The sequence below is a fragment of the Halobacillus ihumii genome, assembly GCF_902726645.1.
Classification (GTDB): domain Bacteria; phylum Bacillota; class Bacilli; order Bacillales; family Halobacillaceae; genus Halobacillus_A; species Halobacillus_A ihumii.
The window spans coordinates 3,381,131-3,394,347 of sequence record NZ_CACVAO010000001.1; the positions used below are offsets into that span (position 1 = coordinate 3,381,131).

The window sequence follows — 13,217 nt, forward strand, 5'->3', positions numbered from 1 at the left end:
AACTTTACTAGTGTAGTGAACAATATAAAAAGGAGGACGTTCAAATGAAACTGAATTGTCAAGGAAAATTTTTATTGGCCTTATTTTTAGTTTTGGGATTCTTTTTTCCAATGCAAGAGGCTTACGCTGCTTCTAATCTTCAGGTGCATTTTATTGATGTCGGTCAAGGCGATGCCTCTTTAATTGAACTACCGAATGGGGAGAACTTACTTATTGATGCTGGTGACAACTATGAAGGGGACACCGTTGTCAACTATATTCAACAGGAAGGTGTTTCTCATCTAGAATATGTTGTTGGTACACATCCTCACGCCGACCATATTGGGGGGTTAGATGATGTTATTTATTCAATAAGCGTGGAGAAGGTGTACATGCCAGATAAAACTTACACATCTCAAACCTATGAAGACGTCCTTAATGCTATGGATGACAGAGGTGTTTCGCTATATGAAGCGCAAGCAGGAGTGGCTTTGGTCAATCAAAGGGTCGACGGTAAGAACTTAAAGGTATACATGGTCGCTCCAGTTTATGAAGACGATTACTCAGATACTAATAATTGGTCAACTGTCATTAAAGTAGAGTATGGGTCCACTTCTTTCCTATTTACAGGAGATGCAGAAGAAACAGCAGAAATAGATATGATTAACACGGGACAGAACTTGAATGCGGATATCTTAAAAGTTGGTCACCACGGTAGTGATTCGTCTTCATCGAAAGCATTTTTGGATGCAGTGGATCCTTCAGTAGCCGTCATTTCAGTCGGTGTAGGCAATTCATACGGCCATCCTGAGTCAACCGTTATTAATCGACTCAAAAATCATGTGGATAGCATTTATCGTACAGATGTAAATGGAACAGTTGTCTTTACGACTTCTGGCAGTGGCTGGTTAGTTAACAAACAACCTTGGTGATAGGTGGTCAGCCAACAACGCAATTTTATATTCTATATTAAATGGCAAGTAAGAATTATGCTCTTTATTTATGAATACGATAGGGGCGCTTTTCCCTAATAAGGATAAGCGTCAATTTCACATATAAAGGTTATATTGTGAAATAAGCAGGATTTTTGTTCAGTAATATAGAAAAAGCCATTTGAGAAAAAAGGAGTGGATAACTTGAACACTGAAAAACACTGTCCGAATTGCAATGGAAATGAATTTGAAGAAGCAATAGATTTTATGCCAATTAAACCTAAAAAGACCTCTTTGAGCGGATCTAATAAAATCTATACTTTTTGTTTGAATTGCGGGGAAGTTGCTTCAATAAGAATAGAAAATCCAGAAAAATTTAGATAATGATGACTTTAAATTCGGTTATACCAGCTAATTGCAGAAAAAATATTCCGTAAAAGGGTGCAAATCGGCAATAAGTGAAGAGGTTTTTTCTTCTGCTAGTAAAGTGAGACAATTGCAACTAAGAAGAAAAACTTCAAAGTAAGATTTAAAGGACGGTTCTTGATGAAAAATCATATAAAGGTAAATGGGAAGCTTCTTCAGACAAACAAACGTTTTTCACAATTGAAAGAGAGGCAAAAAAACTGGATCCCTTATGGTGAAGTGAAAAAGTACGTTTTTCGTAAAACCACGAAGATAGTAAAATCCTTTGAAAAACAATACCCCGAGTTGAGTGCGGAAATTGAAGCTGATCATACGGAGAAATAATGTAAAACAGAGTAATAAGTCCTGTTAGGAAAACCAAGTAATACCAGAATGAGGAGATTTTAAGTTATATGTGGAAAGGAGAAATGCTTCATAAAGATTCAACGGGACAGGAAGTGATGGTTTCTCCAGTCAAACACATGATGATGGGAGCAGGAAAAACCTTTTTCCATGACTGAAAAGGCAGAATTTGAGCCTGAAGTTCAGTTTTCCAATGTTCAGGTCAAGGAAAGTGGCGAGTGGAATCTAGTTGCCGAACCCAAGGAAATGAAAGCACCACTTATCGTTAGACAAGAGGTAGCAGTATATGATGTCCATGGCAATAAAGGGGATGTGCTCAATTTGCCAAAAGCCGATGGTATGACACCGTGGTTATATATCATGGATGGCAATGCTGAAGTTGAAGGGCATTCATTAGAAAAAGGTGATGCAATAACGGGAGAGAAAGATGAAGTTTCAACTGTTACTTTATTGGAAGATACAACACTTGTCCTATTTCTTGTTAACTTAAATGCAGAAATGACCTTTGCGGGTAACTTTAGTGGGATAAAAAAATAAGGTATTAATTAACCTAGTGGGGTTACTTCATGACCCCATTATCAATTGCCTCACTGATTTATGTTAGGAGAAATACGAAAGGGATCTACCGGTGCTTTGAGTGTTGTCCTGTTCGTGTTCATAACAAATTTATGCATGTTCCGCGGGCGCGTTTATCGAATAACGCGTCTATTTAAATGGACCAGATTGAGAAGTTTTATTTTGGAATGGGAGGATCAAATATTATAAATAATAGTGTAACGCTTAATGCAGCTAAAAGCCACGCTACCCAAGGCTTCCATTGATGAATAGGTAATATAGAGAATGTTATTAGGTTGAAAATAAAAGACCAAGTAAGTGACCATCCGTAATGATGGGTAATACTTTGGTTATAATAAGCTATTGTTTCAACGGCTTGGTAAACCAGAGACCAAACGATTATCCAACATACTTTTTTTAATATTGACTTAGGAAATCTCCCTAAATACACAACAATGACGAAAGGGCTAATCAAAAATGTTCTTGACAGTACACAAAAGAAAGAATAAATTCACATATTTTGAATTCAAGTCTTAAACATAGGGCGCAATACTGAAGTAACAAGGGTTGTGCCTTATTGCTAAAAAAAGGAAAAAGAACGAAACCTTATCGAACTGAACGATACAACATAAAATTAGGCAAGGGAGGTAGTTTGATTTGAAGATTTATGATGGGAAGCAGATTTATGAATTATGGGTATAGGCTTGGAATGAAAATGTTTCTTTACTTGATGAAATAACATCTTCTGATTGCATGGTTCATCAGGAAAGAACTGATGGGAAATATTCGGATGATAGAAAAGGTTCAGAAGCATTAAAGGGAATCATTACGGATGGATGTGCGTTTTTTGATGATGTAAGAATGACGATTGAAGTGGATCCTATCGTAGAGAAATCATACGTATCAGCACGTTGGAAGGCCAGGGGGACTTTATTGATCCGGTCCACAAAACTGTTCCTCCCTACAGTTAAAAACATCAGTAGGTTCATTCATTGTTCAACATCTATTATGGTATAATTTAAAAAATGAGAATGAGAATGGGGCGATTCATATGGAACTGACTTATAACTATTCAGATCAACTCAAAGAATTTTTCGAGAAAAATAGTCAAATCTTTGAACAAACCCTTTTATACGAAGCGGTGAATGTCAAAGATAAGATTGATGAAATCCTGAGAGTGGGTAACATCGACCTTGTTCACAATGCCCATATCTTAGTTGTTTATGTCATTAATGGTGAAGATGAATCATTGAAGAAGTTCGCCGAACAAGAGGGGATTGCCTGGGCTACCCACTCCATCGCTTTGTCATTCAAATTAGAATGGGTCCATGCTATACGTAGAACGTTGTGGGGATTTATTGAAAAATACTATAAATGGAACGAAAATAAGGAATTGGCCGATTTTTTTCAGCTGGAAACAGATATCAATAATCGGGTGGATGAATTTTTGAATACTTTCTTCATTAGTTATTCCACATATAAGGACTCATTGATCAATGCTCAACGAGAGTTGGTCGAAACTCTTTCCGTACCTATTATTCCTATCGATCCCTCCATTTGCATTCTTCCTCTAGTAGGTTCAATGGATTCCAGTCGTGTAGCAATCCTTAAAGATAAAGTTTTAACAAAGGTTTCTGATTTGGGGATAGAAACATTAATCTTGGATTTATCCGGAATCGCAACGATGGATAATGAAATTATCATTGAATTAATGAAGTGTATAGACGGCATAGCTATGATGGGTTGCAAAACGGTCATCACTGGTTTAAGGAAAGAAATAGTCAAAGAGATGACAAATACGTGTATCAAGTTCAATTACCATACCGAAACCTTAGGTACCTTGCAGAAAGCGTTAAGTGAACATTTCCCCATCCAGCATCATTAGATAAAAATGGCCTCCCCCCCCCTTTTTTTTTAAGACACACAAGGATAACAGGTGCAAAAGTTAAACATCGTTTTAACGTTTTTTCCCAAAGAAGTCTCCCTCTTCAAGCGTGTGAAGGGTGTAGCCCAACGGAAGAACCGTCCCTACGTATTCCTATTATCTATACAGTGAATAAAAAGTTTTTCGGACTGTCGAGACTTTCTCGACAGTCCGAAAAACCTTTTTTACCTATAGTTCTAGATCAAACCTTTATGGCTGACGTTTTCTAGGTTGTTTTTCTTCTTTCCTATCATGTTGCTGTGCGTTTTTATTTGAAAGCTTTTTGTTTCCTTGAGCCATGATTTTCACTCCCCTCACGTTTATTATTTCAAAAACCAGTCTTTTTATTGATTGAAATGAAAGAAAACCTAATAATTTGAGACTGAATAAAACACCTTTTGAGGCTGCTGGTGGGTTTCATATGGGAACTTAAATACTTAAATTCAAGAAAGGACTGGGAAGTTATTTTGTTGAACAAGCTTTCAGCTGAACATATAATAGTTCTTACCTCTTTTTTAAAAGGAGGGCTATAAAAAGGTAACCTCTTTTTTGTTTAAGGCCATCAGCTGATAAAAGCTCTTTGTTTATAAAAAAAGGACGCGCTCCTGAATAAGTATCGGCGTCCGTACCGAACATAAGAGCAATATAATGGAATAAGGAATAGGGGTTAATTTGAATTTTTACATTTGCGAGCCATTAACACTTTTTCACAAGTCCAATCGCAAAAAATCCATCCGGTATAAAAAATTTGCGTCTGAGTAGTGGCTGTAAGAAAATAATAAAAAGATACTATTTGAAGAAGGAGCACAGATGATGGCTTATGTTTTATTAATTGTTGGATTTGCGTTATTGATCAAAGGGGCTGACCTTTTTGTTGATGGGTCTTCCAATATTGCAAGACTTCTCAGGGTTCCGCCCATTTTGATCGGGTTAACGATTGTGGCATTTGGAACAAGTTCGCCTGAGGCGACTGTCAGTATTATTGCAGCATTAGAAGGAAGTGCGGATGTCTCACTGGGTAACGTAATTGGAAGTAATATTTTTAACATTACCCTTGTTGTAGGGGCTGCTGCTTTTTTATTTCCGTTGAAAGTCGAAAATGAAACCATCAAAAAAGAAATCCCATTTACATTACTTGCAAGTGTTGCTCTGCTCATTCTTATGAGTGATATTGCATTGCAGGGCCTTGACAGCAATATGCTTACACGCAGTGAAGGATTCATCTTTTTATTGTTTTTATCCATTTTTATGTATTATGTCATTGAGATTGGCCTAAAAAGCCGGAGAGAAACAGGGGATGAACCGGCCTCTGAAGACATTACCTGGGGTAAAAATATTTTGATTACTATTTTAGGTCTGGCGGCAATTATATTTGGGGGGAATCTGGTAGTAAATAATGGTACGGAAATTGCTTATTCCCTTGGTATGAGTGAAACATTGGTAGGGTTGACGATTATTGCGATAGGAACATCACTTCCTGAACTGGTGACATCTATTTCTGCAGCTCTGAAAAAAGAAAGCGAAATCGCGCTGGGGAATATTGTGGGGAGTAATATTTTCAATATTTTATTTGTACTCGGTGCATCTGCTACAATTTCACCATTAGCAGTGAATGATAAGGTGTTTATTGATGTTATTCTTATGATTGTACTGACTGTTTTATTATTGATTTTCTCAAGGACCAGTTTCAAGATTGGAAAGAGAGAAGGATCGGTGCTTGTTGTCGCGTACATTATTTATCTGGTTTATATTATATTAAGGAATTAATCGAAATAACCGGTCAGCACTTCATAGGCTGACCGGTTTTCTGCTGACGATTATTTATTTAAATACGGTCGACTAGCCATTAATGTTTAGTCACCTGCTTGATATTTTTATTGAAAGAGTGGATGATTAACTGTAACTAAATCACTGATACAAGCCATAAGTATTGTTGATATCCTGAATGAAAATAATTCCGTTACCCGGGTCATCTATCTTGAGCTTTTTTCTAATGGAGGAAACAATCGCATCGGTGCTGTCCCGCTCAGAAAGAATCAGTACTAATTCCTTTTCAGGCTCAATTTCCATCGAAAAAACTTTGCTCGTTTCATGAATTCCAGAGCCTCTGGCATTAATGATTGTGCCGCCTTTTGAGCCGGCTTCTGTTGCTGCGTCGATTACCTCTTCTGCATTTCCTTTTTCGATAATTACTGTAATAGCGTGATACATTTTGTCTGCACCTCTACTTTCCTTCGAACGATCATTCTTAAAACTTCTTGCACCGAAAATTTGATTGATTGAGATAGTAAAAGCTATGCCGTGGTTTGGCTTGTTGAATTTAAATTTCTCACTTAACTTTTCAAGCGCATGATTCGCAGTTGTTTCACTGGATCCCATTAAGATGATTTCTTTTTTTACACTGCTCAATCCCAACATGTCAAGGATACGGCTTTTTACTGTACCTCTTCCAAACAAGCACCGTCCCTCCTGAGATCCCGTACTTTTTAGCTGATTTCATAATCTTACTTCCAAGTCCGGTGTTAGCGATAACGCAAACCAATTCCAGGTCCGTCGTTTCAGTTTTACTCGACACTTCGCTTCACTCCTCCTTTATCTTTTTTCGACTTTAGCTTAAACGCAAGCCCCAGGATGCGATTTAGATCTTTCCCATGAATAATGATATACAGTTAAATAGGGTAACGAGCAGCTTTATTGGAATATGGTGGTATTATTTTGGGTGGAGAATGAATTGAAGATGAAACCCCCGTAGACTAGATCGTAGAAAGTAAAAAATCACAAAAGATTATTCAATCAATAAAGTTTAGAAATAGAGAGGGAACTTGATGAAGAGCCAGGGCACGATATTAAGTATTATTTGTGGTAGGCGGGCTGTTTTCAGAACAAGCTCCAGGAAGCATGTTGATTGTAAAAAAGCCGACTGGTTTTTTAGAAAAACCAATCGGCTGTGTGGATCTATTTATTCAAACTGACCTTACCTTCCTGGCTTGCGTGTAGTTTTTTCATGGCAAATCTTGCTATGGGTTGGGCAATCAGGGCAGTAAAGACTTTTCAAGACTTTTGTATTAGTCGCATGCATTAGGAAGCGGCAGGCTTCGTCTCTTTATTATTTTTTATAAACATATAAAAGGAGGCTCCGAAAATAATAATGTAGCCGAGAAAGCTCATCCAGTCAGGCACCTGATTAAATAAAAAGATACTAATCACGGCAGTGTAAACGACCGTCGAGTAGAAAAAGATTGAAATTTCTCGTGCTGGTGCAAACTTATAGGCGATTGTTAAGCCAAACTGGCCGATCGTAGCAAATGCTCCTGCACCTAACAGGTAAATCCATTGCTTCGTTGACATCGGCTCATAAAACGCAATGGTAAAAGGCAGCAAGGAGACCGTCGTGAAGAAGGCAAAGTAGAAGACAATTGTATAAAATTGTTCCTTGCTCCCAAGTACACGGAGCAGCGTATACGCTCCAGCAGCAAATACCGCCGATAATATTCCAATAATATAAGGGATGACCTCCACAGAGAATTGTGGTTTAATTACAAATAATGTACCGACAAATGCGACCAGGATCGCGGCGATTTGATACGTACGTGCTTTTTCTTTAAGGAAAATCGCTGAAAAAATAATCAAAATAAACGGACTTAGTTTGTTAAGCATTTCAGCGTCTGACAATACCATATGATCTATGGCATAAAAAAATAAGACCATTCCAATGGTACCTAGTGCTGATCGGGAAAGCAGCAGACCTTGATTCTCCTTTTTACCAAAGATCCTCTCCTTATTATAGACGACTAAGATAAATGCAATGACCGCAGAAACGATGTTTCGCATAAACGTTTTCTGTACAGTAGGCACGTCTCCAGACAGCTTGACGAGTGCTGCCATCATGGAGAAACCAAACGCTGATATTAATAGTAAAATAATTCCTTTGTTACGGTCGCTCATAAATTCTTCCTCCATTACGTCCTATCATTGGCCAGATTCACCTTTCCTATCCTAATATAAGTAAGGGAAGAAAGAAAGTATTGTGTTTCTACAAGATAAAGTGAGGGAAGGTTAACTACATACTAAAGTATAGGACAGGGAAAGGAAGACGGCGATTGATTTGTTCTCATCCTGTGTTTACAACTAAAAGAGTTATTGACCATAACCAGCAGCATTTCGTTGAAGAGGAAGCTTACATCGAATTATATGAAGATGCCGTTATCACGCCAACTGCCAAGTTTAAGATAGAAGATGTACACGATGTATCTTATCGGAATTTAACAGGGACGTATGGTTTTTTTTATTTGCACACGATTAAAGGAGTCTATCCATTCAAAGTAAAAGGATCTCCGGATGTGTGGATGAAAGAATATAAGCGTGTGCAGGTTAAATAATAACGATTAAATTACTAAAAAAAACGGCCTCACAGTCAATCTGTGAGGCCGTTTTGCATATAGGCTAAGAGGCTTTTGCCTTATTTTGATAAGCAGCCAGTCGATTGACGAGGTCCGAACTAGCTTCGTTGAGACCGATGATTTGGACAGATTTATCATTTTCTTCAAACTTAGTAACCAGCTTATCTATGGCTGCGACAGCAGAATCATCCCACACATGGGCTTTGGTAAAATCAATGTGGATTTCTTTCGCGTCTGCTTGAGGGTCGATTTGAGTCATTAAACTTTCAATAGAAGCGAAGAAAACTTGTCCGCTGACGAAATAAGTCATGGTTTCAGCCTGTAGACTCTCCTCCACATGCACTTTGGAAATCTTGGCCACGAAGAAGATGGCACTTAAGATAACACCAGCTAAGACACCGATGGATAAATTGTGGGTCAATACAACCGCGATAACGGTCACGACCATAACCACAGAGTCGGAGATTGGGTTTTTATGAAATTTCGTTAAAGAACTCCAATCAAATGTGCCGATCGATACCATAAACATAACGCCGACTAGAACGGCCATTGGAATCTGGACAAGCAAGTCATTAAACGAAATTATCAAGAGCATCAGGAACACTCCTGCAACTAACGTTGATAAACGCCCGCGTCCGCCTGAGGACACGTTAATAACGGATTGTCCAATCATGGCACAGCCCGCCATGCCTCCGAAAAACCCTGAGGTAATATTAGCAATTCCCTGGCCGCGAGCCTCTTTGTTCTTGTCACTCACAGTGTCTGTAAAGTCATCAACAATTTGCGATGTGAGTAAAGACTCGAGTAAACCTACGAATGCTAAAGCCAGAGAGATCGGAAAAATAATTTGCAGCGTTTCAAATGTTAAGGGAATATCTGGAATCAGAAAGATCGGCAGCGTACTCGAAAGCTCACCCATGTCTCCTACTGTTTTCAGAGATAACCCTCCAGCAACTGTGATGATCGTCATTAAGATAATCGCAATAAGTGGGGCAGGTACAGCTTTTGTAAATCTCGGGAGAATATAAATAATCGCCAGAGAACCAGCTACCATTGCATACATTACCAAATTAGCCCCTTCAAAATGCGGGAGCTGAGCTGTGAAGATTAAAATCGCAAGGGCATTCACAAAACCAATCATAACGGACCTCGGGATAAACTTCATAAACTGACCGATTCGCAATACTCCTAAGAGAAATTGAATGATCCCTGTTAAAATCGTTGCGGCCAGAAGATACTCCAGTCCATGATCTTTGACCAATGTGACCATAAGCAAAGCCATGGCCCCAGTAGCGGCAGAAATCATCCCAGGACGGCCGCCCATAAAAGCAATAACGACAGCGATACAGAAGGAAGCGTACAAACCTACCATGGGGTCGACTCCAGCTATGATAGAGAAAGCGATTGCCTCAGGGATAAGCGCCATAGCGACAACCATGCCTGAGAGCACATCGTTTTTTACGTTTCCAAACCATTGTTGTTTAATTGTAGCAGTGTTCAATGCTACACCTCTTTCCATAAAAATTGACACGATCGCATTCGTGCCTGAATCCGACAAGAACGAGACAAATTATATCATGTATGACAGCAGATGCCTAGCTGAATTTGAATAATTTTGTTAGAAATATGTCCCAAAAAAACGAAAGGTTTGAGGTTTATGAAAGCTGTTCATGTGATATGAAGAACAGTAAAGGAGGCTTCAAAAAATGAAAGCATTATTGTTAGGTGTTTTGACGTTATCCATTTTTCCTTTAGGCAGTTTTGATGATGCGGAAGGAGACTCAACAGAGGCAGAGCTAACGAAATCAGAAGCTAAGCAAGTACTTGCAGATTACGAAGAGGCGTTGAAGCATACCATTGAAGTCACATCCGATGAAAATCAAAACAATGACTACAATTCTATTGAGGAAATGGAAGAGTATCTTCACAACTATATGTCTGTTGATATGGCTGAAGGGTTTACAGACAGATTCTTTAAAGAAACGAATGGCGAAGTAACCGTGATCCCCCAAGATGGACCGATGACATTTAATCATTCAGAACCTATCGACTTGATGCAAATGGAAGAAGGCGAGTACCAGGCGGCCCAAGAGCAAAACAGTGAGCTCAGTGGACACGTAAATAATACATTTACCTTGGAATTTGATGGAGAAGGATGGATCATCCAGGACATGAAAACGGAAAGATTGGGAGAATAGTAGACAAAAGCTAGCCCCTCAAGACGAGGAGGCTAGCTTTTTTATGAAGAGAATAACGAATAGAAATGTTTCTCAATCATTGTCTTCAATATTCGATTGCTGATTAAGATAAGAAGAGTTAAGGTGCCAAACAATATAACTGTCGTCATCCATATCCCTTCAATTCCGTCTGCATTCCACAGGATCAAAATCAGCGGGGCGAAAATAACGACTTCGACAGCAAGGGCTAGAAGACCGATGAAACGCCCTTTGAAAACCTCCCGTTCGTCTGTCCAATGTAGATTTGGTGTATATAGGTCGAGAATTGTTCCTATGATGCTCGTAAGCCAATTGATCAAAAGCGAAAGTATGATCCAAATCAAGGTGATCATGGCGGGGATGTTAAAAAGGAAAGCCATGATCAGCAGGATGACGAGGCTGAGAAAGTTGATGAAAAAGGACGCTAGAATTTTGCTCAGCATGACTGACTCTGCGCGAATCGGCATGTATAAGTGGTTAAACCAGCTCTTCCCATCTCGTGAAACAGAGGAGATGGCAGCAGGATTAATGCCCAGAATGAACACTGTAAAGCCAACCATGGTTAATATAATGGTTTTTCCTTGCCACGAATTAACCACTGTACTGATGCCTTGAATGGAGCCGCTTGTATCCATGATAAGAATGATAACGAATAATACCGGCAGCAGCAGCGACTGCACGATAATCTGTGTGAAAAAGGTGGGGGTACGAAGCATGATTTTCATTTCTCGTACCCAGCTAGAATAAAGCACGTTTTTCTTCTGGATTTTCTTGGACATCTTTGCCGGACTGATCGCTTTCTTAGTTCCGCCGGAAAGGCCCAGAACTCCTTTGAAGTACAACTTTTGCCCTGTTGTCATCATGAAGATGAGGGCGACAATAGAGAGAGCACAAGTTAATAAAAAATATCCTGCCCCTGCGATACTCATCGGTTCGGTTAAACTGATGGAGCTGAAATAGGCAGGTGGATAAAATTTTGTCGTCATCTGCAGTAAACCATTTTGTTCGGCTAACAGTTGGGCCAAGTTGGAGCCTGGATTTGTCTCAGAAGAATTGAGGCGGATGACGATGTTAATTCCTATCACAAAAACAAATGTTAACAAACCGGCGAACACTTTTATTCGGTCTTTATTTTTAGACAGGTTAAGAAAACGCATGACAAACATAATAAGGACCGCTGTTACCACAAACGGAATAACTGGTGTAAGCAGCCAGAGGATGAAACCGAACAGGTAATACACTACCCCTGCATGGCTGTGCAATCCGTATATAACCAGCGAAGGGGCTAATACAACCAAGTTAGTCAGATATAACGTTAAAAAGGGAACCGCTGACTTGCCCAGTATAATTTGATAGGGCTGAAAGGGCAGTGCCACAAATGATTCTACGTCTTCAGCAAAATAAAATGAGCTTAAGATCGTCCCAACGCTAATAAATACGAAGAGAATCGATGTGATCACAAACAGCAGGCCAAGAATGACACTTTCGTTTCCGCTGGGGGCTAATACACCATACATTGAACTGATGAGGCCGTTTACTATGTATAAGATAAATAATGCAGCAGGAATCGCGAAAATCCCTAGAAATACATATCCCAGTTTTTCATTAGTGCTTTTGCCCACTAGAGAAAGCTGCATTTTGACCATAATTCGGATCAGTTTCCACGTTTTAGCCATTTTGCGTCAGCTCCAAGAACACTTTTTCTAAGTTGTCATCCTCTTTGAACTGTTGCTTCATGTCAACCATATTTCCGATGAAATCAAGCTGCCCATTCTTAATAATAGCCACTTCATCACACAACTGCTCAACGACTTCAAGTACATGAGTTGAGAAAAACACGGTCTTTCCTTTGCTGGCATGTTCACGCATCATTTCCTTTAACGTATAGGAAGCTTTCGGATCAAGTCCAGTGAGCGGTTCATCGAGAATCCAAACATCGGGATCGTGAAGTAAAACGCCGCAGACAACAATTTTCTGTCTCATGCCATGGGAATAGGTGAGGATATGATCGTTTAACGCCCCGTAGATACTGAACTGTTTCGTATAGTAGTCGATTCTTTCACGTCTGACATCAGTCGGGACTCCGTAAATATCCGCCACAAAGTTTAAGTATTCGATTCCTTTTAAACGTAAAAAGATATCCGAACGGTCGGGGACATAGCCGATCGTTGTTTTGGCTTTCATAGGGTCTTTGGTTACGTCAAAACCGTTAACGTTAATTCGTCCGGTCTCCACTGGGAGAATGCCTGTCATCATTTTAATGGTGGTGGATTTTCCAGCTCCATTTGGTCCAAGAAATCCGAAGATCTTCCCGTCTGGAACTGTAAGTGATAGGTTGTTTACAGCTCTGTGGCCTGGGAATTGTTTCGTTACTCGTTCGATCTCAATCATAAAGAACGCTCCTTTTCATTTCCATCTATTAGAAATACGAGTGAAGGAGGGG

At 39.4% G+C, this 13,217-nt stretch carries 16 protein-coding genes; 9 read left to right on the forward strand and 7 right to left on the reverse strand.

The genetic code is table 11. From position 1 onward, the window contains the following. Positions 1-44: 44 nt before the first annotated feature. The 5 genes from G6R08_RS16815 (at position 45) to G6R08_RS16835 (ending at position 2,216) form a co-directional block, all read left to right on the forward strand. Entirely contained in the window at positions 45-911 is an 867-nt protein-coding gene (locus G6R08_RS16815) for a ComEC/Rec2 family competence protein (RefSeq protein WP_163529515.1), read from the forward strand. 195 nt (positions 912-1,106) lie between these two features. Next, complete coding sequence (locus G6R08_RS16820; RefSeq protein WP_240339757.1) at positions 1,107-1,295, forward strand: hypothetical protein; 189 nt, start codon at positions 1,107-1,109, stop codon at positions 1,293-1,295. A 162-nt stretch (positions 1,296-1,457) separates the two neighbouring features. Further along, positions 1,458-1,661: a hypothetical protein gene (locus tag G6R08_RS22520; RefSeq protein ID WP_163529519.1), complete on the forward strand. Its 204-nt coding sequence runs from the start codon at positions 1,458-1,460 to the stop codon at positions 1,659-1,661. 68 nt (positions 1,662-1,729) lie between these two features. Next, complete coding sequence (locus tag G6R08_RS16830; protein ID WP_163529521.1) at positions 1,730-1,837, forward strand: hypothetical protein; 108 nt, start codon at positions 1,730-1,732, stop codon at positions 1,835-1,837. After that, positions 1,830-2,216, forward strand: a complete 387-nt coding sequence (locus G6R08_RS16835; RefSeq protein WP_163529523.1) for a pirin family protein — start codon at positions 1,830-1,832, stop codon at positions 2,214-2,216. The genes G6R08_RS16830 and G6R08_RS16835 overlap by 8 nt, the downstream gene beginning before the upstream one ends. A gap of 196 nt (positions 2,217-2,412) precedes the next feature. Here the strand turns inward: G6R08_RS16835 and G6R08_RS22390 are convergent, their stop codons facing one another. After that, positions 2,413-2,709: a hypothetical protein gene (locus G6R08_RS22390; protein ID WP_338035442.1), complete on the reverse strand. Its 297-nt coding sequence runs from the start codon at positions 2,707-2,709 to the stop codon at positions 2,413-2,415. A 286-nt stretch (positions 2,710-2,995) separates the two neighbouring features. Then, positions 2,996-3,181 (reverse strand): hypothetical protein, encoded by a 186-nt coding sequence (locus tag G6R08_RS16840; RefSeq protein WP_163529525.1) that lies wholly within the window; start codon positions 3,179-3,181, stop codon positions 2,996-2,998. Between the two features lie 104 nt (positions 3,182-3,285). Between G6R08_RS16840 and G6R08_RS16845 the strand changes: the two genes are divergently transcribed. Further along, entirely contained in the window at positions 3,286-4,119 is an 834-nt protein-coding gene (locus tag G6R08_RS16845; protein WP_163529527.1) for an STAS domain-containing protein, read from the forward strand. 852 nt (positions 4,120-4,971) lie between these two features. Beyond that, complete coding sequence (locus tag G6R08_RS16850) at positions 4,972-5,925, forward strand: calcium/sodium antiporter (RefSeq protein WP_163531376.1); 954 nt, start codon at positions 4,972-4,974, stop codon at positions 5,923-5,925. A 141-nt stretch (positions 5,926-6,066) separates the two neighbouring features. Here G6R08_RS16850 and G6R08_RS16855 read toward each other — a convergent pair whose 3' ends face one another. Continuing rightward, a complete protein-coding gene (locus G6R08_RS16855; protein ID WP_240339758.1) occupies positions 6,067-6,615 on the reverse strand; it encodes a P-II family nitrogen regulator in 549 nt (182 codons plus the stop codon). 621 nt (positions 6,616-7,236) lie between these two features. Then, on the reverse strand, positions 7,237-8,103 hold the full coding sequence (locus tag G6R08_RS16860) for a DMT family transporter (protein WP_163529529.1): 867 nt from the start codon (positions 8,101-8,103) through the stop codon (positions 7,237-7,239). A 155-nt stretch (positions 8,104-8,258) separates the two neighbouring features. Here G6R08_RS16860 and G6R08_RS16865 point away from each other — a divergent pair, with 155 nt between their 5' ends. Then, positions 8,259-8,537 carry a hypothetical protein gene (locus G6R08_RS16865; RefSeq protein ID WP_163529530.1) on the forward strand — a complete coding sequence of 93 codons (279 nt, stop codon included), beginning with the start codon at positions 8,259-8,261 and terminating at the stop codon, positions 8,535-8,537. A gap of 64 nt (positions 8,538-8,601) precedes the next feature. Here G6R08_RS16865 and G6R08_RS16870 read toward each other — a convergent pair whose 3' ends face one another. Next, on the reverse strand, positions 8,602-10,059 hold the full coding sequence (locus G6R08_RS16870) for a SulP family inorganic anion transporter (protein WP_240339759.1): 1,458 nt from the start codon (positions 10,057-10,059) through the stop codon (positions 8,602-8,604). A 205-nt stretch (positions 10,060-10,264) separates the two neighbouring features. On the opposite strand from G6R08_RS16870, the gene G6R08_RS16875 reads away from it, so the two are divergent. Continuing rightward, a complete protein-coding gene (locus G6R08_RS16875; protein ID WP_163529534.1) occupies positions 10,265-10,756 on the forward strand; it encodes a hypothetical protein in 492 nt (163 codons plus the stop codon). 41 nt (positions 10,757-10,797) lie between these two features. Here G6R08_RS16875 and G6R08_RS16880 read toward each other — a convergent pair whose 3' ends face one another. Both G6R08_RS16880 and G6R08_RS16885 read right to left on the reverse strand, forming a co-directional pair. Beyond that, a complete protein-coding gene (locus tag G6R08_RS16880; protein ID WP_163529537.1) occupies positions 10,798-12,450 on the reverse strand; it encodes a putative ABC transporter permease subunit in 1,653 nt (550 codons plus the stop codon). Continuing rightward, entirely contained in the window at positions 12,443-13,165 is a 723-nt protein-coding gene (locus G6R08_RS16885) for an ABC transporter ATP-binding protein (RefSeq protein ID WP_163529539.1), read from the reverse strand. The genes G6R08_RS16880 and G6R08_RS16885 overlap by 8 nt, the downstream gene beginning before the upstream one ends. Between the last annotated feature and the right edge of the window lie 52 nt (positions 13,166-13,217).

Bases quoted from the DNA above. Each gene is read 5' to 3' on its own strand.
- G6R08_RS16835 (WP_163529523.1), top strand. From the start codon at position 1,830: ATGACTGAAAAGGCAGAATTTGAGCCTGAAGTTCAGTTTTCCAATGTT.
- G6R08_RS16860 (WP_163529529.1), bottom strand. From the start codon at position 8,103: ATGAGCGACCGTAACAAAGGAATTATTTTACTATTAATATCAGCGTTT.
- G6R08_RS16880 (WP_163529537.1), bottom strand. From the start codon at position 12,450: ATGGCTAAAACGTGGAAACTGATCCGAATTATGGTCAAAATGCAGCTT.
- G6R08_RS22520 (WP_163529519.1), top strand. From the start codon at position 1,458: ATGAAAAATCATATAAAGGTAAATGGGAAGCTTCTTCAGACAAACAAA.
- G6R08_RS16845 (WP_163529527.1), top strand. From the start codon at position 3,286: ATGGAACTGACTTATAACTATTCAGATCAACTCAAAGAATTTTTCGAG.
- G6R08_RS16815 (WP_163529515.1), top strand. From the start codon at position 45: ATGAAACTGAATTGTCAAGGAAAATTTTTATTGGCCTTATTTTTAGTT.
- G6R08_RS16850 (WP_163531376.1), top strand. From the start codon at position 4,972: ATGGCTTATGTTTTATTAATTGTTGGATTTGCGTTATTGATCAAAGGG.
- G6R08_RS16875 (WP_163529534.1), top strand. From the start codon at position 10,265: ATGAAAGCATTATTGTTAGGTGTTTTGACGTTATCCATTTTTCCTTTA.
- G6R08_RS16830 (WP_163529521.1), top strand. From the start codon at position 1,730: ATGTGGAAAGGAGAAATGCTTCATAAAGATTCAACGGGACAGGAAGTG.
- G6R08_RS16885 (WP_163529539.1), bottom strand. From the start codon at position 13,165: ATGATTGAGATCGAACGAGTAACGAAACAATTCCCAGGCCACAGAGCT.